The sequence below is a fragment of the Streptomyces sp. NPDC021622 genome, assembly GCF_040640795.1.
Lineage (GTDB): Bacteria > Actinomycetota > Actinomycetes > Streptomycetales > Streptomycetaceae > Streptomyces.
On record NZ_JBFACK010000001.1, the window covers coordinates 797,400 to 819,025 of the forward strand.

A 21,626-nucleotide genomic window follows, 5' to 3' on the forward strand; every position below is an offset into this window, starting at 1 on the left:
GGGTCAGTCCTTCAGTTCGAGCACGCCGGAGATGCCGGTGCCGCGCGGCAGTGCGCCGCCGAGCTCGGCGTCGTCGGCGATCCGGCCGTCGAAGAAGCTGATGACGCGGTCCGCGGAGCTCGCGAGCCGTGCGTCATGGGTGACGAGCACAATCGTCTGACCGCGCCCGTGGAAGCGGGAAAGCAGGCGCATCACCTCGCGCGTCCCCTTGCTGTCCAGGCTGCCCGCGGGCTCGTCGGCCAGGAGCAGGGAAGGGTGGTTGACCAGGGCGCGGGCCAGCGCGACGCGCTGCTGCTCGCCACCGGACAGCTCGCCCGGCATGCTGCGCTCCTTGCCCTGAAGGCCGAGCTCGGCCAGGAGCTCCTCGCGCTCGGCGCGCGCCTGTTTCGGCGAGGTCCCGGCGAGCAGCGCGGGCAGCTCCACATTGTCGGCGACCGACAGATTGGACACGAGGTTGAAGAACTGGAAGACGATGCCGATCCGGCGCCGGCGCTCCACCGCCCAGCGCGCCTCGCTGTAGGAGTCGGTGGACTCGCCGTCGAGACGGATGCTGCCGCTGTCCGGCCGCTGGAGCCCGCCGAGCAGATGCAGCAGGGTCGACTTCCCGGCGCCGGAGGGCCCGGTGACGGCGACGAACTCGCCCTGCCGTATGCAGAGATCGACACCGCGTACGGCAGGGGCGGGTGCGCCCTCGCCGTAGTGGGTCTTGACCAGGCCATCGGCCTCGAGGAGGGGAGGCACGGGAGACGGCACGGAGGGACTGTCGTTCACTCCAGTTCCTCCAGCTCTTCCTGGCAGCGCTCGAGCCAGTCGAGGTCGGCCTGCAGATGCAGCATGGCGCCCTCGATCAGCAGTTGGGATATGCGGTTGTCCCGGTTCTCGGCCGCGGACAGCTTCGACAGATCGCGCATGGTGTTCAGGTACTGGCGCCGCTGTTTGTTGATCAGGGCGATCTGGTCGGCGAGACCGGTCCGTGGGGCGAGCGCGAGCTTCATGAAGAACTCGTCCCGTACCCGCGGCTCGTCCGCCGTCTCCTCGTACCAGGCGTGCAGCGCTTCCCGCCCGGCGTCGGTGAGGTGGTAGATCTTCTTGTTGGGCCGGCTCGACTGCTCGACTTCCTCGCCCTCGATCAGTCCCGACTTCTCGAGGCGGCCGAGCGTCACATAGATCTGGCCGACGTTCGGCTGAGGGTACGCGGAGCCGAGGAGTTGCTCAAGGTCCTGCTTGAGCTCGTAGCCGTGGGCCGGGCCTCGCGCCAGGAGAGCAAGGAGGGGCAGCCGCACTCGTGCTCTCCTCCTCGCATCCTCGTATTGTGCTCCAGGCCCTAGTATCGCCCATACCTAACGGGTATACATGGCCCCTGACGCATGGCGAAGGTGCCGGGCGCCGGTGTACAGGGAGGAACCTATGCGGTGGATACGTGCCGCGGGTAGGGGACTCCTGGTCATCGCCGTGATCCTGTCCGGGTACGTCGCATCGGGAACCCGGTCCGACACGGCACCCGGCGACGGACGCGGCCCCCTCACGCTGGCCACCGCGGGCGACCTCACCGGCTATCTGGGACCGCTGCTAGAGGGCTGGAACCGCACCCACCCGGGCGAGAAGGTCACCCTCGTCGAGCTCCCGGACTCCGCCGACGAGACCCATGCGCAGATGACCACCGATCTGCGCTCGGGCAACAGCCGCTTCGACGTGCTCAACATCGACGTCGCCTGGACCTCGGAGTTCGCCGCCGCGGGCTGGATCGCCCCGCTGCGGCGCGACAGCTTCCCGCTGAAGAGCTTCCTGCCGCCGGTCGTGGACACGGCGACGTACGACGGGAAGCTGTACGCGGTTCCCTACGTCACCAACGCCGGGCTGCTCCTGTACCGCAAGGACGTCCTGGCCAAGGAGGGCATCGCGCCGCCGCGCACCTGGGCCGAGCTCGAACGGGCGGCGAAGACCATCGCCCCCAAGCACGGACTCGACGGATACGCGGGCCAGTTCCTCCCCTACGAAGGGCTCACCGTGAACGCCGCCGAGGCGGTCTACTCGGCGGGCGGCACGATCCTCGGCGACGACGGCGAGCGCGTCACCGTGAACTCCACGGCGGGCCGCGAGGGCATCGGGTTCCTCGCCCGCGGGGTGCGCGAGGGCTGGATCCCGAAGAAGGCCCTGACGTACAAGGAAGAGGAGTCCCGGCAGGCCTTCCAGGACGGCCGGCTGCTCTTCCTGCGCAATTGGCCGTACGCGTACGTCAGCGCGTCCGGCGAGAAGTCCGAGGTCGCGGGGAAGGTCGGCGCCGTACAGCTGCCGGGGGCCGATGGCCCGGGGACGAGTGTGCTCGGGGGCTCGAACCTCGCCGTCAGCTCGCATGCGCGGCACCCCGATTCCGCCGCCCGCCTTCTCGCGTATCTCACCGGCGAGAAGGTGCAGCGGCAGGTCCTCACGCGGGGCGCGCTGCCGCCCGTGCGGGCCGCGCTCTATCGGGACCCCGGTCTCATCCGGAAGTTCCCGTATCTGCCGACGCTGCGCGCGAGCGTGCTCGCGGCGGCGCCGCGCCCCAAGAGCCCCCGCTACGACCAGGTGAGCCTGGCCGTGCAGGCCGCCGTGCATGACGCCATGGCAGGGAACCAGTCGCCCGATGCGGCGGTGCGGCGCCTCGCCCGGGAGCTTGCGGCGATCTCGCGCTAGCTGCCCTAGTTACATGTTAGGTATCTGAGGCGAGCCTCAGGGGTCTCATGGGTGCCAAAAACTCCGGACATATCGACTCAATACACCGCAGCTTTCTGTCTATTCGTTGACACCCCTGCGACACGTCTACTTAACATGCATGCATAACCGCTCGGGTCGCGGTCGGCTCTCGGCCACACACCCCTCGCGCACTTCGGCGCGCTTTCTCGGCACTTCCAGCACTTCCAGCACTTCACGTAGACAGGTCAACGGGTCATGCTCACAGTCCCGGCCGGCGACGGCCTCGCGCGCCTCCACCCGCACCACTGGTGGCGGGACGCGGTGATCTATCAGGTGTACGTCCGCAGCTTCCTGGACAGCACCGGTGACGGCATCGGCGATCTCGCCGGGGTCCGCGCGGGCCTGCCGTATCTGAAGAAGCTCGGCGTCGACGGCATCTGGCTGAGCCCCTTCTATCCCTCGCCCCAGCGCGACCACGGCTACGACGTCGCCGACTACTGCGACGTGGACCCGATCTTCGGCAACCTCGCCGAGTTCGACCTGCTGATGGCCGACGCCCGGCGCCTGGGCGTCAAGGTGCTCCTGGACATCGTCCCCAACCACTGCTCCAGTGACCACGACTGGTTCCGCGAGGCGCTCGCCGCGGAGCCCGGCAGCGCGGCGCGCGCCCGTTTCCACTTCGCCGAGGGCCGCGGCCCGCAGGGCGAGGAGCCGCCGAACAACTGGCACGCCATGTTCGGCGGCCCCGCCTGGACCCGCGTCACCGATCCTGACGGCACCCCCGGCCAGTGGTACCTGCACATGTTCACGCCCGAGCAGCCGGACCTGAACTGGCGCAACCCCGAGGTCGGCGCCCACTTCGACCACGCGCTGCGGTTCTGGCTCGACCGGGGCGTCGACGGCTTCCGCATCGATGTGGCCGCCGGGCTCTTCAAGCACCCCGACCTGCCGGACTCGCCGGACCCCGAGGCCGACGCCCGCACCCGCGACTCGGTCAACCCCCTCGCCTGGAACCAGCCCGAGGTGCACGACGTGTGGCGGCACTGGCGTGCGGTGTGCGAGGAGTACACCGCGCGCGACGGCCACGAGCGCCTCCTCGTCGGCGAGGTCTCCGTGCCGACAGCCCGCGAACACGCCCAGTACGTACGTCCCGACGAACTCCACCAGGCCTTCTTCTTCGACCTGCTGGGCGCGCCCTGGGACGCGGACGCCTTCCGCAAGGTCATCGACGAGGCGATGCGGGACATCGCGGGCACGGGCTCCACGGTCACCTGGGTGCTCAACAACCACGACCAGGTCCGCACGGTCACGCGGTACGGCGAGTCCGGCACCGAGGGCAGCGGCCTCGGCGCCACCCGGGCCCGGGCCGCGGCGCTGCTCATGCTCTCGCTGCCCGGAGCCGCGTACATCTACCAGGGCGAGGAGCTCGGCCTTCCCGAGGTCGACGATCTGCCCGACGAGGTGCTCACCGACCCGATCTTCCACCGCACCGGAAGCCGGGCCCGGATCCGCGACGGCTGCCGGGTGCCGCTGCCGTGGTCGGGGCACGCGTCGCCGTTCGGCTTCACCTCCGGGGCGGAGGGCGCCAAGCCGTGGCTGCCGCAGCCCGCGTGGTTCGCCGAGCACGCCACCGACCGTGCGCTCGCCGACACCCGATCCTTCTGGCACCTCTACCGCGACGGACTCCAACTGCGCGCCGGGCTGCCCCAGTTGGGCGAGGGAGCGCTGCGCTGGCTGCAGACGCCGCCCGGGGTCCTCGCCTTCGTGCGCGGCGACGGCCTGGTGTGCGCGGTCAACTTCGGCACGGCTCCGGTGCCCGCGCCCGTCTCCGGCGCCCCGCTCCTGTCCAGCGGTCCGTGCCCGACCGGCGTCCTGCCCGGGTCCACCGCCGCCTGGTGGATCAGCGACTGCACCAACCCCTGAGATCCGCTCCACCCAACAGACCGTCAACTCCTTTGCCCCCGAAGGGACATCAACGATGATGCGACGACGTATCACGCTCGCGAGCTGCACCGCCCTCGCCCTGGCCATGGGTGCCACCGCCTGCGGCGGTGGCGACGTCAGCGCCGGTGGCGGTGACAAGTCGCTGGACGGCCAGACGATCACCGTCGCCGGCGTCTGGTCCGGCAGTGAGCAGAAGAACTTCCAGAAGGTGCTCGACGCCTTCGGCGAGAAGACCGGGGCCAAGGCCCAGTTCGTCTCCACCGGTGACAACGTCTCCACCGTCGTCGGAAGCAAGATCGAGGGCGGCAACGCCCCCGACGTCGTGATGGTCCCGCAGGTCGGCGTCCTGAAGCAGTTCGCCGAGAAGGGCTGGCTCAAGCCCCTGTCCCAGAAGACCGAGCAGGCCGTCGACACCAACTACGCGAGCGTGTGGAAGAAGTACGGCAGCGTCGAAGGCGCCCTCTACGGCCTGTACTTCAAGGCCGCGCACAAGTCGACCGTCTGGTACAGCCCCGACGCCCTCGACCAGGCGGGCGTCAAGACACCCAAGACATACGAGGACATGCTCAAGGCGGGCGGTACGGTCTCCGACTCGGGGCTCGCCGCCTTCTCCGTCGCGGGACAGGACGGCTGGACCCTCACCGACTGGTTCGAGAACATCTACCTCTCCCAGGCCGGGCCCGAGAAGTACGACCAGCTCGCCGCGCACAAGATCAAGTGGACCGATCCGTCCGTGGTCGACGCGCTCACCACCCTCGGCAAGCTCTTCAAGGACGAGCAGCTGATCGCCGGCGGCCGCAAGGAGGCCCTGAGCACCGACTTCCCGGGCTCCGTCGAGAAGGTCTTCGGGCCCGAGCCCAAGGCGGGCATGGTCTACGAGGGCGACTTCGTGGCCGGTGTCGCCAAGGACCAGTTCGACAAGAAGATCGGTACGGACGCCGACTTCTTCCCCTTCCCCGCGGTCGACGGCGGCAAGGCGCCCGTGGTCAGCGGCGGTGACGCCGCGGTCGTCCTGAAGGACGGCAAGAACCAGGAGGGGGCCATGAAGTTCCTGGAGTACCTGGCGACCCCCGAGGCGGCGGCGGTGTGGGCCGAGGCGGGCGGTTTCCTCTCCCCGAACAAGAAGGTCGACCTCGCGTCGTACGGCGACGACGTGTCCCGCGACACCGCCAAGTCCCTTGTCGGCGCCGGTGATTCGGTCCGCTTCGACATGTCCGACCAGGCCCCCGCGGCCTTCGGCGGCACCAAGGGAATGGGCGAGTGGAAGCTCCTCCAGGACTTCCTGCGCGACCCGTCGGACCCGAAGGCCACGGCGCGGCGGCTCGAGGCCGCGGCCGCCAAGGCCGACAAGGGCTGATCGCCGTGACCGCCACTTCCGCCACCTCCGCCGGGCCCGCGGCCGCCACCGAGGCCGCCCGGCGCAGGCGCCGCGGGCGGGTCATCGCCGTCGTCTTCGTGCTGCCCGCCCTGCTCCTGCTCGGCGCCCTCGTCGTCTACCCCGTGCTGTTCTCGGCGGGACGCAGCTTCTTCGACGCCTCCGGCACGGAGTTCGTCGGCGGCGACAACTACGCCGAGATGTTCCGCGACCCGGCCACGCTCAAGGCCATCCGCAACAGCGTCATCTGGGTGGTCATCGCCCCGACGCTGCTCACCGGACTCGGGCTCATCCTCGCCGTCCTGGTCGAGAAGATCCGCTGGGCCACCGCGTTCAAGCTGCTGCTCTTCATGCCCATGGCGGTCTCGTTCCTCGCCGCGGGCATCATCTTCCGGCTCGCGTACGACGAGGACCCCGAGAAGGGTGTCCTGAACGCCGCCGTGGTGGGCGTGCACGACGCCTTCGAGGGCACCTCCTCCTATCCGACCGCGCGTGCCCGTGACGGCCAGGGCCTGACCAAGGGCGCCGACGGCTCGTACCGTACGACGGCCGCCGCGTCTCCCGGCCAGACGGTCGGTCTCGGCCTGGTCGGCGTCGCGCCCAAGGACCTGCCCGAGGACGCCGAGCCGGCGTACGCGGCGGCCGGGCGGACGGCCGGCGCGAGTGAGCTGCGCGGTGTCGTCTACCTGGACTTCGTGCCCGGCGGGGGAGGGAAGCAGGGCGAGACGGACCGGGCCGAGAGCGGACTGCCGCAGATGCAGGTCGAGGCGGTGCGGGACGGCAAGACGGTCGCGAGCGCCACCACCGGCGCCGACGGCTCCTTCCGCTTCACGGACCTCGACCCCGGTGAGACGTACAGCGTGCGGCTGCCCGCGGAGAACTTCGCCGCGCCCTACGAAGGCGTCTCCTGGCTGGGGCCCGCCCTCGTCACCCCCGCCATCATCGGCGCGTATCTGTGGATCTGGACGGGCTTCGCCATGGTGCTCATCGGCGCCGGGCTCGCCTCGCTGCCGCGCGACGCACTGGAGGCGGCCCGGATGGACGGCGCCAGTGAGTGGCAGGTCTTCCGCCGGATCACCGTGCCGCTGCTCGCGCCCGTCCTCACCGTGGTCTTCGTGACCCTGGTGATCAACGTGATGAAGGTCTTCGACCTCGTCTACATCATCGCGCCGGGGCCCGTGCAGGAGGACGCCACGGTCCTCGCCACCCAGATGTGGCTGGTCTCCTTCGGCGGCGGCAACAACCAGGGCCTCGGCAGCGCGCTCGGCATGCTCCTGCTGCTCCTGGTGATCCCCGCCATGGTGTTCAACGTCCGCCGCTTCCGCAGGAGTCAGTCATGACCGTCACCACTCCCGAACGGCAGGCCGCGGCGCCGGACAAGGAACCGGCGGCCGCCGCACCCGCCCCGCGCCCCCGCCCCAAGGGCCGGATCGGCCGGTGGCTCGGCAGCAGCCTGGTCCAGGCGTTCCTCGTGGTCGTCGCCCTGGTCTGGATCACCCCGCTCGCCGGGCTCTTCCTCTCCTCGCTGCGTTCCGCCCAGGACAACGCGAGCGGCGGCTGGTGGACATCCCTGAGCAGCCCGGCGCAGCTGTCCTTCGACAACTACTCGGCGCTGCTCGGCAACGCCGGGATGACGCAGGCCTTCTGGAACACCGTCCTGATCTCGGTGCCCGCCACCGCCCTCGTCGTCGTCATCGCGGCGCTCGCCGCGTACGCCTTCGCCTGGCTGGAGTTCCCCGGCAGGGACCCGCTGTTCCTGCTCGTGGTGGCGCTGCTCGTGGTGCCGATGCAGATCGGCCTTCTTCCGGTGGCCAAACTCTTCGGTGAGCTGGGGCTTTTCGGCACCATCCCGGGCGTGGTGCTCTTCCACGTCGCCTACGGACTGCCGTTCGCCATCTTCCTGCTGCGCAACTACTTCGCCGAGATGCCGAAGGAGATGCTGGAGGCGGCCCGGATGGACGGCGGCACGGAGTGGCGGATCTTCACGCGGCTCGTGCTGCCGGTGGGGCGTCCTGCCATCGCGAGCCTGGCCATCTTCCAGTTCCTCTGGGTGTGGAACGACATGCTGGTGGCGCTGCTCTTCGCCGACAGTGCCTCGCAGCCGCTGACCGTGGAACTGCAGTCGCAGATCCGGCAGTTCGGCAGCAACATCGATGTGCTCGCGCCCGGCGCGTTTCTCTCGCTGGTCGTCCCGGTGGTCGTGTTCTTCGCGTTCCAGCGGCACTTCGTGCAGGGGGTGATGGCGGGCTCGGTCAAGTGAGCCTGCATGTGCGGGAGTTACCCGTATACATGCGGGAGTTGCCCGTACGCACAACGCGCCGCGGCCCGGTCTCCACGAGGAGGACCGGGCCGCGGCGCGTGCGTCGTCGCCACCGTCAGGGCGAAGCCGGCGGATACAGATCGCGCGGCAGCTGCGAGGCCGCCGCCGCGTCGAGCAGCCACAGGGTGCGCGACCTGCCGTACGCACCGGCAGCCGGAGCCTGCACCTCGCCCGCGCCCGACAGGGCGATCGCCGCGGCGTTCGCCTTGTCCTCGCCCGCCGCGAGCAGCCACACCTCGCGGGCCGCCCGGATCGCCGGGAGGGTGAGCGTGATGCGGGTGGGCGGCGGCTTGGGCGCGCCGTGCACGCCGACCACCGTGCGCTCCGTCTCACGGACCGCGGGCAGCTCCGGGAAGAGCGAGGCGACATGGGTGTCCGGGCCGACGCCCAGCATCAGCACGTCGAACGTCGGCACCGGACCGTGGTCCTCGGGCCCCGCCGCCGCGGAGAGCTCGGCGGCGTACTGCGCCGCGGCGGCGTCCGCCTCGTACACGCCGTCCGAGGCGGGCATCGGATGCACCCGGGCCGGGTTGAGCGGCACCGAGTCGAGCAGCGCCTCCTTGGCCTGGGTGTAGTTGCGCTCCGGGTCGCCGTCCGGCAGGAAGCGCTCGTCGCCCCACCACAGGTCGAGGCACGACCAGTCGACCGCGTCCTTCGCCGGGGCCGAACTGAGCGCCGCAAGCAGGCCGTTGCCGTTGCGGCCGCCGGTGAGGACCACCGACGCGTAGCCGCGGGCGGACTGCGCGTCGACGATCTTCGTGATGAGGCGGGCCGCCGCGGCCTGCGCCATCAGTTCCTTGTCGCGGTGCACGACCAGCTGCGGGGCCGCGCTCACTTCGCCGCCGCCTTCTTGGCCGGGGCCTTCTTCGCCGGGGCGGCCTTCTTCGGCTCGTCGGCGGACTGCTCGCCGGGGGGCTGCTCGGCCGCGTTCACCGCCGTCGGCTTCGCCGGCTCACCGAGCCGCTCCACGCCGAACTTCAGCGCGGACGCGTAGGTGTCGTCCGGGTCGAGCCGGCGCAGCTCCTCGGCGATCAGCTCGGCCGTCTCGCGGCGCTTGAGCGCCACCGCGCGGTCGGGCTGCCCCTGGACGGAGAGCGTCGCGAGCGAGCCGTCGGAGCGGCCGAGCACGATGGGACCGCAGTCGGTGTCCATGCGTACGCCGGTCAGGCCCGGGCCCGTCGAGATCGAACGCTTCACGGGGACGTCGAGGCGGTCCGCGAGCCACATCGCGAGCAGCTCACAGCTCGGGTTGAACTCCTCGCCCTCCACCTCGACCGACGTGACCTTGCAGGTGACCTGGTCAAGGGCGGCCGCGAGCATCGAGCGCCACGGCGTGATCCGGGTCCAGGACAGGTCCGTGTCGCCGGGGTGGTACGCCTCGGCGCGCGCGGCCAGCTCGTGGATCGGCTGCTCCGCGGCGTAGGTGTCCGTGACGCGGCGCTGGGCCAGCGAGCCCAGCGGGTCGTTGGACGGGTCGAGCGGTGCGTTCACCGGCCACCAGACGACCACGGGGGCGTCGGGAAGCAGCAGCGGCAGGACGACCGACTGGGCGTGGTTGATGACCTCGCCGTACAGCCGCAGGATCACCGTCTCGCCGGTGCCCGCCTCGACGCCCACCCGCACCTCGGCGTCCAGCCGCGACGACGTGCGGTCACGCGGCGAGCGCGCGGCGCGCCGGATGACGACCAGGGTGCGCGAGGGGTGCTCGCGCGACGCGTCGTTGGCGGCCTTCAGGGAGTCGTAGGCGTTCTCCTCGTCGGTGACGATGACGAGGGTGAGGACCATGCCGACGGCCGGGGTGCCGATCGCGCGGCGGCCCTGCACGAGCGCCTTGTTGATCTTGCTGGACGTGGTGTCCGTAAGGTCGATCTTCATGGCCGACGCCAGCTCCGTCCGTCTCGTGCGAGCATTTCGTCCGCCTCGGTCGGGCCCCAGGTGCCTGCCGGGTACTGCGCGGGCTTGCCGTGCTTGTCCCAGTACTCCTCGATCGGGTCGAGGATGTTCCAGGACAGCTCGACCTCCTCCGTGCGCGGGAAGAGGTTGGCGTCGCCGAGCAGGACGTCCAGGATCAGGCGCTCGTACGCCTCGGGGCTGGACTCGGTGAAGGACTCGCCGTACGCGAAGTCCATGGACACGTCGCGGATCTCCATCGACGTACCCGGCACCTTGGAGCCGAAGCGGACCGTGATGCCCTCGTCGGGCTGGACGCGGATGACGATCGCGTTCTGCCCGAGCTCCTCGGTCGCCGTGTGGTCGAAGGGGGAGTGCGGGGCGCGCTGGAAGACGACCGCGATCTCCGTGACGCGACGGCCCAGGCGCTTGCCCGTGCGCAGGTAGAAGGGGACGCCCGCCCAGCGGCGGTTGTCCACCTCCAGCTTGATGGCCGCGTAGGTGTCGGTCTTCGACTTGGGGTCGATGCCGTCTTCCTGGAGATAGCCGACGGCCTTCTCGCCGCCCTGCCAGCCCGCCGCGTACTGCCCGCGGACCGTGCTCTCGCCGAGGTCCTTGGGCAGCCGGACGGCGCCGAGCACCTTCGCCTTCTCGGCGACGAGCGCATCCGCGTCGAAGGAGGCGGGCTCCTCCATCGCGGTCAGCGCCATCAGCTGGAGGAGGTGGTTCTGGATGACGTCACGGGCGGCGCCGATGCCGTCGTAGTAGCCGGCGCGGCCGCCGATGCCGATGTCCTCGGCCATGGTGATCTGAATGTGGTCCACGTACGACCGGTTCCAGATCGGCTCGAACATCTGGTTGGCGAAGCGCAGCGCCAGGATGTTCTGGACGGTCTCCTTGCCGAGGTAGTGGTCGATCCGGAACACCTGGTCCGGGTCGAACACCTCGTGCACGATCGAGTTGAGCTCCTGGGCGGACGCCAGGTTGTGCCCGAACGGCTTCTCGATGACCGCGCGCCGCCAGGACCCCTCGGGGGCGTCCGCGAGCCCGTGCTTCTTGAGCTGCTGGACGACGTCCGGGAAGAACTTCGGCGGTACGGACAGGTAGAAGGCGAAGTTGCCGCCCGTGCCCTGCGCCTTGTCGAGGTCCTGGATGGTGGCCTTGAGCTGCTCGAAGGCGGTGTCGTCGTCGAAGTTGCCCTGGACGAAGCGCATGCCCTGGATGAGCTGCTGCCAGACCTCCTCGCGGAAGGGGGTGCGCGCGTGCTGCTTGACCGCGTCGTGCACCTCCTGCGCGAAGTCCTCGTCCTGCCACTCGCGCCGGGCGAAACCGATCAGGGAAAAGCCCGGCGGAAGAAGGCCTCGGTTGGCGAGGTCATAGACAGCGGGCATCAGCTTTTTACGGGACAAATCGCCCGTGACGCCAAAGATGACCAGGCCCGACGGCCCCGCGATACGCGGGAGCCGTCGGTCTGCGGCGTCACGCAGCGGATTGCTGCTTGACAAGATGGTCAGCCCTCCGAAGGGGTGAGGCGCTTGAGCTCCGCCTCGGTGGACTTGAGCAGGTCGTTCCAGGACGCCTCGAACTTGTCGACGCCCTCGTCCTCCAGAAGCTGCACGACGTCGTCGTAGCTGATGCCGAGCTTCTCGACGGCCTCGATCTCGCCGCGCGACGCGTCGTACGTGCCGGCCACGGTGTTGCCCGTGATCCGGCCGTGGTCCGCGGTGGCCTCCAGGGTGGCCTCCGGCATGGTGTTCACCGTGTTCGGCGCGACCAGGTCGTCGACGTACAGGGTGTCCTTGTACGCCGGGTCCTTGACGCCGGTCGAGGCCCACAGCGGACGCTGCTTGTTGGCCTGCGCCTTGTCGAGCGCGGCCCAGCGGTCCGAGGAGAAGACGTCCTCGTACGCCTCGTAGGCCAGACGCGCGTTGGCGAGCGCGGCCTTGCCCTTGAGGGCCTTGGCCTCGTCGGTGCCCAGGCCGTCCAGGCGCTTGTCGATCTCGGTGTCCACGCGGGACACGAAGAAGGACGCCACCGAGTGGATCTTGGAGAGGTCCAGGCCCGCGGCCTTCGCCTTCTCCAGGCCCGCCAGGTACGCGGCCATGACCTCGCGGTAGCGCTCGAGGGAGAAGATCAGCGTCACGTTCACGCTGATGCCCTTGCCGATGACCTCGGTGATCGCGGGCAGGCCCGCCTTGGTCGCCGGGATCTTGATGAGGGTGTTCGGGCGGTCCACCAGCCAGGCGAGCTGCTTGGCCTCGGCGACCGTCGCCTCGGTGTTGTGCGCCAGGCGCGGGTCGACCTCGATGGACACGCGGCCGTCCTGGCCGCCCGTCGCGTCGAAGACCGGGCGCAGGATGTCGGCGGCGTCACGGACGTCCGCCGTCGTGATCATGCGGATGGCCTCTTCGACGGTGACCTTGCGGGCGGCGAGGTCGGCGAGCTGCTGCTCGTAGCCGTCACCGCTGCTGATCGCCTTCTGGAAGATCGACGGGTTCGTCGTGACACCCACCACGTGGCTCTGGTCGATCAGTTCGGCGAGGTTGCCGGACGTGATCCGCTTGCGCGACAGGTCGTCCAGCCAGATCGCGACGCCTTCGTCGGAGAGGCGCTTGAGTGCGTCTGTCATGGGATTACATCTCCTACTTGGTCGTATGTCGGCGTCAGCGCTGAGCGGCGTCGATCGATTCCCGCGCGGCGGCGGCCACAGCCTCGGCAGTGAAGCCGAACTCGCGGAAGAGCACCTTGCCGTCGGCCGAAGCGCCGAAGTGCTCCAGCGAAACGATGCGGCCGGCGTCACCCACGAAGCGGTGCCAGGTCAGGCCGATGCCCGCCTCGACCGCCACGCGCGCCTTCACCGAAGGCGGAAGGACGCTGTCGCGGTACTCCTGGGTCTGCTCCTCGAACCACTCGACCGACGGCATCGAGACGACGCGCGTCGGAACGCCGGCGGCCTGCAGCTGCTCGCGCGCCTCGACGGCGAGCTGCACCTCGGAGCCGGTGCCGATGAGGACGACCTCGGGCTTGCCGCCGTCGGCCTCGAACAGGACGTAACCGCCCTTGGCCGCGCCCTCGGTGACCTCGCGGTCGTACGTCGGCACGCCCTGACGGGTCAGCGCGAGGCCGTGCGGGGCGCCCTTGCCGAACACCTTGGTGTAGCGCTTGAGGATCTCGCGCCAGGCGACGGCGGTCTCGTTCGCGTCCGCCGGGCGGACCACGTTCAGGCCCGGGATGGCGCGCAGCGATGCCAGGTGCTCGACCGGCTGGTGCGTCGGGCCGTCCTCGCCGAGGCCGACGGAGTCGTGCGTCCACACGTACGTCACCGGCAGGTGCATCAGCGCGGACAGACGGACGGCGTTGCGCATGTAGTCGGAGAACACCAGGAAGGTGCCGCCGAAGATGCGGGTGTTGCCGTGCAGCGCGATGCCGTTCATCTCCGCGGCCATGGAGTGCTCACGGATGCCGAAGTGGATCGTGCGGCCGTACGGGTCGGCCTCCGGCAGCGGGTTGTCCGCCGGGAGGAACGACGACGTCTTGTCGATCGTCGTGTTGTTCGAGCCCGCGAGGTCGGCGGAGCCGCCCCACAGCTCGGGCACGACCGCGCCGAGCGCCTGGAGGACCTTGCCGGACGCGGCACGCGTCGCGACACCCTTGCCCGCCTCGAAGACCGGGAGCTTCTCCTCCCAGCCGGCCGGCAGCTCGCCCGCGGCGATGCGGTCGAACTCCGCGGCGCGCTCCGGGGAAGCGGTGCGCCAGGCGGCGAAGCCCTTCTCCCACTCGGCCTTGGCGTCACGGCCGCGGTCGAGCGCCTCGCGGGCGTGCGCGAGGACCTCGTCGGCGACCTCGAAGCTCTGCTCCGGGTCGAAGCCGAGGACGCGCTTGGTGGCCGCGACCTCGTCGGCGCCGAGCGCCGAGCCGTGCGCGGCCTCGGTGTTCTGCGCGTTCGGCGCGGGCCAGGCGATGATCGAGCGCATCGCGATGAAGGACGGCTTGTCCGTCACCGCCTTCGCGGCCTGGATCGCCCGGTACAGGGCGGCCGGGTCGAGGTCGCCGTTCTCCTTGGGCTCCACGCGCTGGACGTGCCAGCCGTAGGCCTCGTACCGCTTCATCGTGTCCTCGGAGACGGCCGTCTCCGTGTCGCCCTCGATGGAGATGTGGTTGTCGTCCCACAGCAGCACGAGGTTGCCGAGCTTCTGGTGCCCGGCCAGCGAGGACGCCTCCGAGGAGATGCCCTCCTGGAGGCAGCCGTCGCCCGCGATCGCGTAGATGTAGTGGTCGAACGGCGACTCGCCCTCGGCGGCCTCCGGGTCGAACAGGCCACGCTCGTAACGGGCGGCCATCGCCATGCCCACGGCGTTCGCGACGCCCTGGCCCAGCGGGCCCGTCGTCGTCTCCACGCCCGTGGTGTGCCCGTACTCCGGGTGGCCGGGGGTCTTCGAACCCCAGGTGCGGAACGCCTTCAGATCATCGAGCTCCAGGCCGAAGCCGGCCAGGTAGAGCTGGATGTAAAGGGTCAGTGACGAGTGGCCCGCGGAAAGAACGAACCGGTCGCGCCCGGTCCACTCGGCGTCCGCGGGGTCGTGCCGCATCACCTTCTGGAAGAGGGTGTACGCGGCAGGCGCGAGGCTCATGGCCGTACCCGGATGGCCGTTGCCGACCTTCTGTACGGCGTCGGCGGCCAGGACGCGGGCGGTGTCGACAGCCCGCTGGTCCAGTTCGGTCCACTCGAGGTCAGTGGTGGTCGGCTTGGTGCTCACCCTGAGTCAGGGCTCCTCTCCAAAATGTCGAATGCCGGCGATGGAGATCCCACCGGCCGATGTCGAGCCTACCGCTGTGAAGACGTGCATTTTTTCGAGTCATTCCAGACTGCCGGGGTGCGCCGGGATCCGCCTCCCGAAAGGGATCCACGCTGTTCACCATGTGAAGTCGAAGCCGCTCAGATGGACTGTATGAACGAGTGCCGGGCCGCTCATCTGAACGGGTGTCGCACCGTGTTCCCGGGTGTTTCCCGGGTACCCAACACGCCGCTCAACACGACCCCACCCCCGCGAAGGGCGAGGTATGGGCAACGTCTACAGTGGCGTGGTACGCGCGAGCCTTTACCGGATCTTCATGTCCGAACTTCCGAAGTGGCTTGCTGGGAAGTCTCTGTCAGGGGTGTGCGTGACGGCCGTTGAATCCCGTCCAGCGGGAGCAATTGGGACGAGCTCAAGCCCAAGCCACCGGCCGTTCGGGGCCCGTGTCATGGCGTTCGTGGCGCTGACCAAGCCGCGGATCATCGAGCTCCTCCTGATCACCACCGTTCCGGTGATGTTCCTCGCCGAGCAGGGTGTGCCCGACCTGTGGCTGGTCCTGCTGACCTGCGTCGGCGGCTACCTCTCCGCGGGCGGTGCCAACGCGCTGAACATGTACATCGACCGCGACATCGACGCGCTGATGGACCGTACGTCGCAACGGCCCCTGGTCACCGGCATGGTGAGCCCCCGCGAGTGCCTGGTCTTCGGCATCTCGCTCGCGGTGATCTCCACGCTCCTGTTCGGCCTGGCCGTCAACTGGCTCTCGGCCTGGCTCTCCTTGGGCGCACTGCTCTTCTACGTGGTCGTCTACACGATGATCCTGAAGCGCCGCACCTCGCAGAACATCGTCTGGGGCGGCATCGCGGGCTGTCTGCCGGTCCTCATCGGCTGGTCCTCGGTCACCAACTCCATGTCGTGGGCGCCGGTCATCCTCTTCCTTGTCATGTTCTTCTGGACGCCGCCGCACTACTGGCCGCTGTCCATGAAGGTCAAGGAGGACTACGCACGCGTGGGCGTCCCGATGCTGCCGGTCATCGCGTCGAACAAGGTGGTCGCCCGCCAGATCGTCCTCTACAGCTGGGTCATGGTCGCCGTGTCCCTGCTGCTGCAGCCGCTCGGCTACACCGGCTGGTTCTACACCGCGGTCGCCCTGCTGTCCGGCGGCTTCTGGCTGTGGGAGGCACACGGCCTGCAGACCCGCGCCAAGGCCGAGGTCACGGGCGGCAAGCTCAAGGAGATGCGGCTCTTCCACTGGTCGATCACCTACGTCTCGCTGCTGTTCGTGGCGGTCGCGGTGGACCCCTTCCTGCGCTGACTTTCAAGGCTTCGCCGACGGGCGGGGTACGTGGTGTTGAACGCCACGTACCCCGCCCGTCGCCAGTTGATCTACCCGTCGGTAGCATCCTGCCCATGGCAGACACGCAGCAGGTGGACGACAGCAAGCAGGCCGCGAAGGCCGAGCGGAAGGCGGCCAAGCTGGCCAAGGAGATCGGGGCCTTCGCGCGGGCGCACGGCGGTGCCGAGGGGCAGGTCGCGTACATCGGGCACGAGGGCACCCGGATCGTTCTCGTCGGTGAGGACGGTGGGTGGGGCGACCTGGTGGCGCCCACCTACGCCATCGCGCAGAGCGCCGTGGAGAAGGCCGGGATCACCGTCCACGAGAACTTCGACGGCGAGTTCGCGGCCAAGGTGAAGACCGGGCCCTACGAGTGGACGCGCATGGCGGGCATTCAGCTCGGCGGCCCGAGCAACGGCTGACGGATCGCGGCCGATGTCGTACAGACTGGCCGAAAGCAACACCTGAGGCCCGGGTGACCCGTTAGGACCGTAGGAGCACGGTCCGTCTACCGGGAGCCCGGATGATCGAAACGCCGTCCCTGGTGGACCAGTACTGCCATGGCGTGCTGCGCACGGAGCTGGGCCTCGGCACCTTCGAGGCCCACCTCGGCCGCGGCGGGGGCCCGCCCGCGCCCGGCACCACCTTCTTCGACACCCAGGCGGGCTTCGCGGTACGCCGCTGGTGCCCGCCGCTGCTCGGCCTCGAACCGCACTGCCCGCCCGCCCGCTATCTGGCCCGCCGTCGCGAACTGGGCGTACTGGAAGCGGCCCGGCGGCTGTTGCAGGGCAGCGGCATCACGACGTATCTCGTCGACACCGGGCTGCCGGGTGATCTCACCGGGCCCGGTGAGATGGCCTCCACCGGTGCGGCCGAGGCGCACGAGATCGTCCGCCTCGAATTACTGGCCGAACAGGTGGCCGACACCTCCGGCACCGTCGATTCGTTCCTCGCCAATCTTGCCGAGTCCGTGCACGCGGCGGCCGCGGGCGCCGTCGCCTTCACCTCCGTCGCCGGCGTCCGGCACGGTCTCGCCCTGACGCCCGAACCGCCGGGCCCGGGGGAGGTGCGGGGCGCCGCGGGCCGCTGGCTCTCGGGGCGGCAGGTGGGCGGCGCCCTCGGGGACCCCGTACTGCTGAGGCATCTGCTGTGGATCGCCGTCGCGTCGGGGCGCCCGCTGCAGCTGCACGCGGGGGCCGGCGACCCGCAGGCGTACTTCGGCGGCTTCGCGCGGGCGACCGCGGGGCTCGGCACCGATCTCGTACTGCTGCACGGCTACCCCTACCACCGGGGCGCCGCCCACCTCGCGGGCGACTTCCCGCACGTGTACGCCGATCTGGGCCCCGCGCTGGTGCGCACCGGCGCCCGCGCGGCGGCCGTGCTCGCGGAGATCCTGGAGCTGGCGCCGTTCGGCAAGGTGCTGTTCTCCAGCGGCGCGCACGGGCTTCCCGAGCTGCACGTGGTGGGCGCGCGGCTGTTCAGGGAGGCGCTGGGCAGGGTGCTCGGTGGCTGGGTCGCGGACGGGGCGTGGTCCCTTGCGGACGCACAGCGGGTGGCGGGGCTCGTCGCGTCGGGCAACGCCCGCCGTGTGTACGGGCTTTCGGAGGGCTGAGGCCCGTCAGACCGCCGACAGGCGGGAGTCGTCGGCCTGCGCCGGGACCTCCACCGCGGTCAGCGGGCGCTCGCGCAGCGAGAGGAGCACCCTCATCACGCAGATCCACACCAGGCACGAGCCGAGCATGTGCAGGCCCACCAGGACCTCGGGCAGGTCCGTGAAGTACTGGACGTAGCCGATGCCGCCCTGGGCAAGGAGGATCAGGAACAGATCGCGGGTGCGGTGCAGCGGGCCCTTGGGCGCGTCGACGGCCTTGAGGACGAACCACAGGGCGAACGTCAGCGTCACCACGATCCAGGCGAGGACCGCGTGCACCTTGCTGACCGTCTCCCAGTCGAAGCCCATCCGCGGCACCTCGCTGGAGTCGCCCGCGTGCGGCCCCGAGCCGGTCACGACCGTGCCCACGGCGATCAGCAGACCGGACGTCACGATCAGGAACCACACCAGCTGTGTCACGGCCCTGCCGACCAGCGGGCGCGGCTCGGCGTCGCCCTCGCGGGTGCGCTGCCACATCGTGACGGCGACCGCGATCAGGGCGGAGGAGAGCAGGAAGTGTGCCGCGACCGTCCACGGGTTCAGGCCGACGAGGACCACGATGCCGCCGAGCACGGCGTTGCTCATGACCAGCCAGAACTGGATCCAGCCGAGCCGGGTGAGGCTGCGCCGCATCGGCTTCTGGGAGCGCGCCGCGATGATGGCCCAGCCGACGGCCGCGCTGAGCACATACGCCAGCATGCGGTTGCCGAACTCGATGTAGCCGTGGATGCCCATCTCGCTGGTCGCGGTCAGGGAGTCGTCCGTGCACTTGGGCCAGGTCGGGCAGCCGAGGCCCGAGCCGGTCAGGCGGACGGCGCCGCCGGTGACCACGATGCCCACCGTCATCACGAGCGAGATCATCGCCGCGCGCCGGACGGTCCGCTGCTGCGGGGTCCAGCGTTCAGCGATGAAGGCGAGCGGGTTGCGCACGGCTTGAGCGACGTCGGCTCGGGTCACGTTTGGCACGGGCCCCATCGTAGGGGGCCGCTTGTGCACGCCTTCACGAGGGGGACGTAAGCGGCGTATCTGTGACGGCGGTTACTCCCAGCGGAAGAACTTCGCCGCCGCGCCGAGCCCCACGACCGCCCACACGGCAAGGATCGCGAGGTCGCCCCACGGCATGCCCGCGCCGTGCTGGAGCACGTCCCGAAGCCCGTCCGAGAGCGCCGAGATGGGCAGCAGACCGAGTACCGACTGGGCGGCGTCCGGGAACTTGTCGAGCGGCACGATGACGCCGCCGCCCACGAGCAGGAGCAGGAAGACGAGGTTCGCGGCGGCGAGCGTCGCCTCCGCCTTCAGGGTCCCCGCCATCAGCAGGCCGAGCCCGGAGAAGGCCGCGGTGCCGAGGATCAGGAGGAGGAGTACGGAGACGGGGCTGCCCTGCGGCGACCAGCCCAGCGCGAAGGCGATGACCGTGAGCAGCACGATCTGCAGGACCTCGGTGACCAGGACCGAGAGGGTCTTGGCCGCCATCAGGCCCCAGCGGGGCAGCGGCGAGGCACCGAGCCGCTTGAGCACGCCGTAGCGCCGCTCGAAGCCCGTCGCGATGGCCTGCCCGGTGAACGCCGTCGACATCACGGCGAGCGCGAGGATGCCGGGCGCGAGGAAGTCGACGGCCTTGCCCTCGCCCGTGTCGACGATGTCGACCGCGCTGAACAGCACGAGCAGCAGGGTCGGGATCACGACCGTGAGGAGCAGCTGCTCGCCGTTGCGCAGCAGCATCTTCGTCTCGAGCGCCGCCTGCGCGGCGATCATGCGGGGGAGCGGGGCGGCGCCCGGCTTCGGTGCGTACGTACCGGCGGCGCTCATCCGCGCAGCTCCTTGCCTGTGAGCTCCAGGAAGACGTCTTCCAGGGTGTGGCGTTCGACGGCGATCTTCTCCGGCATCACGCCGTGCTGGGCGCACCAGGAGGTGACGGTGGCGAGCAGCTGGGGGTCGACCGTGCCGCTCACGCGGTAGGCGCCGGGGGTGAGTTCGGCGGCCGCCGAGTCCGGCGGCAGCGCCTTGAGCAGGGAGGCGACGTCGAGTCCCGGGCGCCCGGTGAAGCGCAGGGTGTTCTCGGCGCCGCCGCGGCACAGCTCCTCGGGGCTGCCCTCGGCGATGACCTTGCCCGCGTCGATGATCGCGACGTCGTCGGAGAGCTCCTCGGCCTCGTCCATGTGATGCGTGGTGAGGATGACGCAGACTCCGTCGCGGCGCAGATCGCGTACGAGATCCCAGGTGGCCCGGCGTGCCTGCGGGTCGAGGCCCGCGGTGGGCTCGTCCAGGAAGACAAGTTCGGGCCGGCCGACCACGGCCATCGCGAGTGCGAGGCGCTGCTGCTGGCCGCCGGAGAGCCGCCGGTAGGTGGTGCGGCCGCAGCTCTCCAGGCCAAGGCGCTCGATCAGCGCGCCCACGTCCAGGGGGCCTGCGTGCAGCTTCGCCACGTGCCGCAGCATCTCGTCGGCGCGGGCGCCGGAGTAGACGCCGCCGGACTGCAGCATCACGCCGATGCGGGGGCGCAGGGCCGCGGCCTGCGTGACCGGGTCGAGGCCGAGGACGCGGACCGTGCCCGCGTCCGGCCTGCGGTAACCCTCACAGGTCTCGATCGTGGTGGTCTTCCCGGCGCCGTTCGGCCCGAGGACGGCGGTGACGGTGCCCGCGCGGACCCGGAGGTCGAGCCCGTCCACCGCGGTCTTCTTGCCGTACCGCTTGACCAGGCCGGTGACCTGGACGACGGACTCAGTTCCCATGGCGGGAAGTCTAGAGAGGGGGAGACGGGCCGTGGGCAGGGGGCTGCTACCCGGCGAACTCGGCCCGCGAGCGGTGGATGTCAAGCCACCGCTCGGCGTACGCGACCGCATCGGCGACGGGGAAGAGCCGTGCCGTCGCGGCACCGACCTTGCCCCGCACGACCGGCCTGTCCCGCTCGAAGTCCGCGCCGAGCTCGTCGAAACGCTCATCGGAGATGGAGCGCTCGCGCACCGTCGTCCACCGGCGGCCCTCGGGGGTCATGACCGCGAAGGAATTCTCGACCTCGGGGGCGGGGATCCGGTACTCGGCCAGGTGGAAGGAGGTGCAGGAGTCGAAGCCGGCGCCGAGCAGCAGCACGCGCGCGTGCACCTCTTCGAGGCGGGCCAGCGGGCTGCGCTCGCCCAGGCGGCAGTCGAGCGCGTGCCCGTCCATGAGGGCCGCCGCGCGCGGGCCGATCGCCGCGAAGGAGGTCTGCGGGTGTGCGCTGCGGACGGCTCCGGGCCAGGTCCGCACGGTCTCGGGGATCACGCCGACGCCCCGGGTGGGCGCGGTGCGCGGGTCGTACGCGGGGATGGACGCGCGGATCTCGGGCCACCAGGACTCGGGCACGGGAGGGTTCTCCCACTCGGCGGGGTCCGAGTTGTCGCTGGACTGCGCGGGGACCACCAGCGTGCCGATTTCGCCCAGGGCGTCGAGCAGTGATTGCACGACGGCGATCTGGCCGCCGCTGACCCAGCCGAGCGCGCTGAGCGAGGAGTGCACGAGGAGGGTCTCGCCGGGCCGTACGCCGAGCTCGCGGAGGTCGGCGGCAAGAGACGTCCGCGTACACAAAGGGCCGGTCGGAGGGGGTGTGGGCATGGTTTGAGAGTGTCCTCGGGCCCGCTTCGGGCCGCCACCTATTTGATCGA

At 70.3% G+C, this 21,626-nt stretch carries 19 protein-coding genes; 8 read left to right on the plus strand and 11 right to left on the minus strand.

Translation table 11 applies throughout. The features are described 5' to 3' along the window. Positions 1-3: 3 nt before the first annotated feature. Together AB0G47_RS03575 and AB0G47_RS03580 are read right to left on the minus strand one after the other, a co-directional pair. A complete protein-coding gene (locus AB0G47_RS03575; RefSeq protein ID WP_360763606.1) occupies positions 4-771 on the minus strand; it encodes an ABC transporter ATP-binding protein in 768 nt (255 codons plus the stop codon). Continuing rightward, complete coding sequence (locus tag AB0G47_RS03580) at positions 768-1,283, minus strand: PadR family transcriptional regulator (RefSeq protein WP_360763608.1); 516 nt, start codon at positions 1,281-1,283, stop codon at positions 768-770. Before AB0G47_RS03580 ends, AB0G47_RS03575 begins: the two co-directional genes overlap by 4 nt. Before the next feature lie 124 nt (positions 1,284-1,407). Here AB0G47_RS03580 and AB0G47_RS03585 point away from each other — a divergent pair, with 124 nt between their 5' ends. The 5 genes from AB0G47_RS03585 (at position 1,408) to AB0G47_RS03605 (ending at position 8,252) form a co-directional block, all read left to right on the plus strand. Beyond that, complete coding sequence (locus AB0G47_RS03585; protein ID WP_360763609.1) at positions 1,408-2,673, plus strand: ABC transporter substrate-binding protein; 1,266 nt, start codon at positions 1,408-1,410, stop codon at positions 2,671-2,673. Between the two features lie 255 nt (positions 2,674-2,928). Continuing rightward, positions 2,929-4,596, plus strand: a complete 1,668-nt coding sequence (locus AB0G47_RS03590) for a glycoside hydrolase family 13 protein (protein WP_360763611.1) — start codon at positions 2,929-2,931, stop codon at positions 4,594-4,596. 55 nt (positions 4,597-4,651) lie between these two features. Next, positions 4,652-5,974: an ABC transporter substrate-binding protein gene (locus AB0G47_RS03595; RefSeq protein WP_360763613.1), complete on the plus strand. Its 1,323-nt coding sequence runs from the start codon at positions 4,652-4,654 to the stop codon at positions 5,972-5,974. 5 nt (positions 5,975-5,979) lie between these two features. Beyond that, positions 5,980-7,332: an ABC transporter permease subunit gene (locus AB0G47_RS03600; RefSeq protein WP_360763615.1), complete on the plus strand. Its 1,353-nt coding sequence runs from the start codon at positions 5,980-5,982 to the stop codon at positions 7,330-7,332. Further along, positions 7,329-8,252, plus strand: coding sequence for a carbohydrate ABC transporter permease (locus AB0G47_RS03605; protein ID WP_360763617.1), 924 nt, complete (start codon positions 7,329-7,331; stop codon positions 8,250-8,252). Before AB0G47_RS03600 ends, AB0G47_RS03605 begins: the two co-directional genes overlap by 4 nt. A gap of 115 nt (positions 8,253-8,367) precedes the next feature. Here AB0G47_RS03605 and pgl read toward each other — a convergent pair whose 3' ends face one another. Genes pgl through tkt form a run of 5 tightly spaced genes read right to left on the minus strand, consistent with a single transcriptional unit; the run spans position 8,368 to position 14,959 of the window. Further along, a complete protein-coding gene (gene pgl, locus AB0G47_RS03610; protein ID WP_360763619.1) occupies positions 8,368-9,147 on the minus strand; it encodes a 6-phosphogluconolactonase in 780 nt (259 codons plus the stop codon). Next, on the minus strand, positions 9,144-10,187 hold the full coding sequence (gene opcA, locus AB0G47_RS03615; RefSeq protein WP_360763621.1) for a glucose-6-phosphate dehydrogenase assembly protein OpcA: 1,044 nt from the start codon (positions 10,185-10,187) through the stop codon (positions 9,144-9,146). The genes pgl and opcA overlap by 4 nt, the downstream gene beginning before the upstream one ends. Next, positions 10,184-11,716 (minus strand): glucose-6-phosphate dehydrogenase, encoded by a 1,533-nt coding sequence (zwf, locus tag AB0G47_RS03620; RefSeq protein ID WP_360763959.1) that lies wholly within the window; start codon positions 11,714-11,716, stop codon positions 10,184-10,186. Before zwf ends, opcA begins: the two co-directional genes overlap by 4 nt. Continuing rightward, entirely contained in the window at positions 11,713-12,831 is a 1,119-nt protein-coding gene (gene tal / locus AB0G47_RS03625; RefSeq protein ID WP_360763623.1) for a transaldolase, read from the minus strand. The genes zwf and tal overlap by 4 nt, the downstream gene beginning before the upstream one ends. A 34-nt stretch (positions 12,832-12,865) precedes the next feature. Then, a complete protein-coding gene (gene tkt / locus AB0G47_RS03630; RefSeq protein WP_360763625.1) occupies positions 12,866-14,959 on the minus strand; it encodes a transketolase in 2,094 nt (697 codons plus the stop codon). Between the two features lie 400 nt (positions 14,960-15,359). Between tkt and AB0G47_RS03635 the strand changes: the two genes are divergently transcribed. From AB0G47_RS03635 to AB0G47_RS03645, 3 genes are all read left to right on the plus strand, one after another. Continuing rightward, positions 15,360-16,313: a heme o synthase gene (locus AB0G47_RS03635; RefSeq protein ID WP_360763961.1), complete on the plus strand. Its 954-nt coding sequence runs from the start codon at positions 15,360-15,362 to the stop codon at positions 16,311-16,313. A gap of 95 nt (positions 16,314-16,408) precedes the next feature. Then, positions 16,409-16,756 (plus strand): hypothetical protein, encoded by a 348-nt coding sequence (locus tag AB0G47_RS03640; protein WP_360763627.1) that lies wholly within the window; start codon positions 16,409-16,411, stop codon positions 16,754-16,756. Positions 16,757-16,857: 101 nt separating this feature from the next. Further along, positions 16,858-17,946, plus strand: a complete 1,089-nt coding sequence (locus AB0G47_RS03645; RefSeq protein ID WP_360763628.1) for an amidohydrolase family protein — start codon at positions 16,858-16,860, stop codon at positions 17,944-17,946. A gap of 6 nt (positions 17,947-17,952) precedes the next feature. Here AB0G47_RS03645 and AB0G47_RS03650 read toward each other — a convergent pair whose 3' ends face one another. The 4 genes from AB0G47_RS03650 to AB0G47_RS03665 form a co-directional block, all read right to left on the minus strand. Further along, complete coding sequence (locus tag AB0G47_RS03650; protein WP_360763629.1) at positions 17,953-18,960, minus strand: COX15/CtaA family protein; 1,008 nt, start codon at positions 18,958-18,960, stop codon at positions 17,953-17,955. 63 nt (positions 18,961-19,023) lie between these two features. Further along, complete coding sequence (locus tag AB0G47_RS03655; RefSeq protein ID WP_360763631.1) at positions 19,024-19,794, minus strand: ABC transporter permease; 771 nt, start codon at positions 19,792-19,794, stop codon at positions 19,024-19,026. Continuing rightward, entirely contained in the window at positions 19,791-20,717 is a 927-nt protein-coding gene (locus AB0G47_RS03660; protein ID WP_360763632.1) for an ABC transporter ATP-binding protein, read from the minus strand. The genes AB0G47_RS03655 and AB0G47_RS03660 overlap by 4 nt, the downstream gene beginning before the upstream one ends. Before the next feature lie 46 nt (positions 20,718-20,763). Beyond that, positions 20,764-21,576: an AAC(3) family N-acetyltransferase gene (locus AB0G47_RS03665; RefSeq protein ID WP_360763634.1), complete on the minus strand. Its 813-nt coding sequence runs from the start codon at positions 21,574-21,576 to the stop codon at positions 20,764-20,766. Between the last annotated feature and the right edge of the window lie 50 nt (positions 21,577-21,626).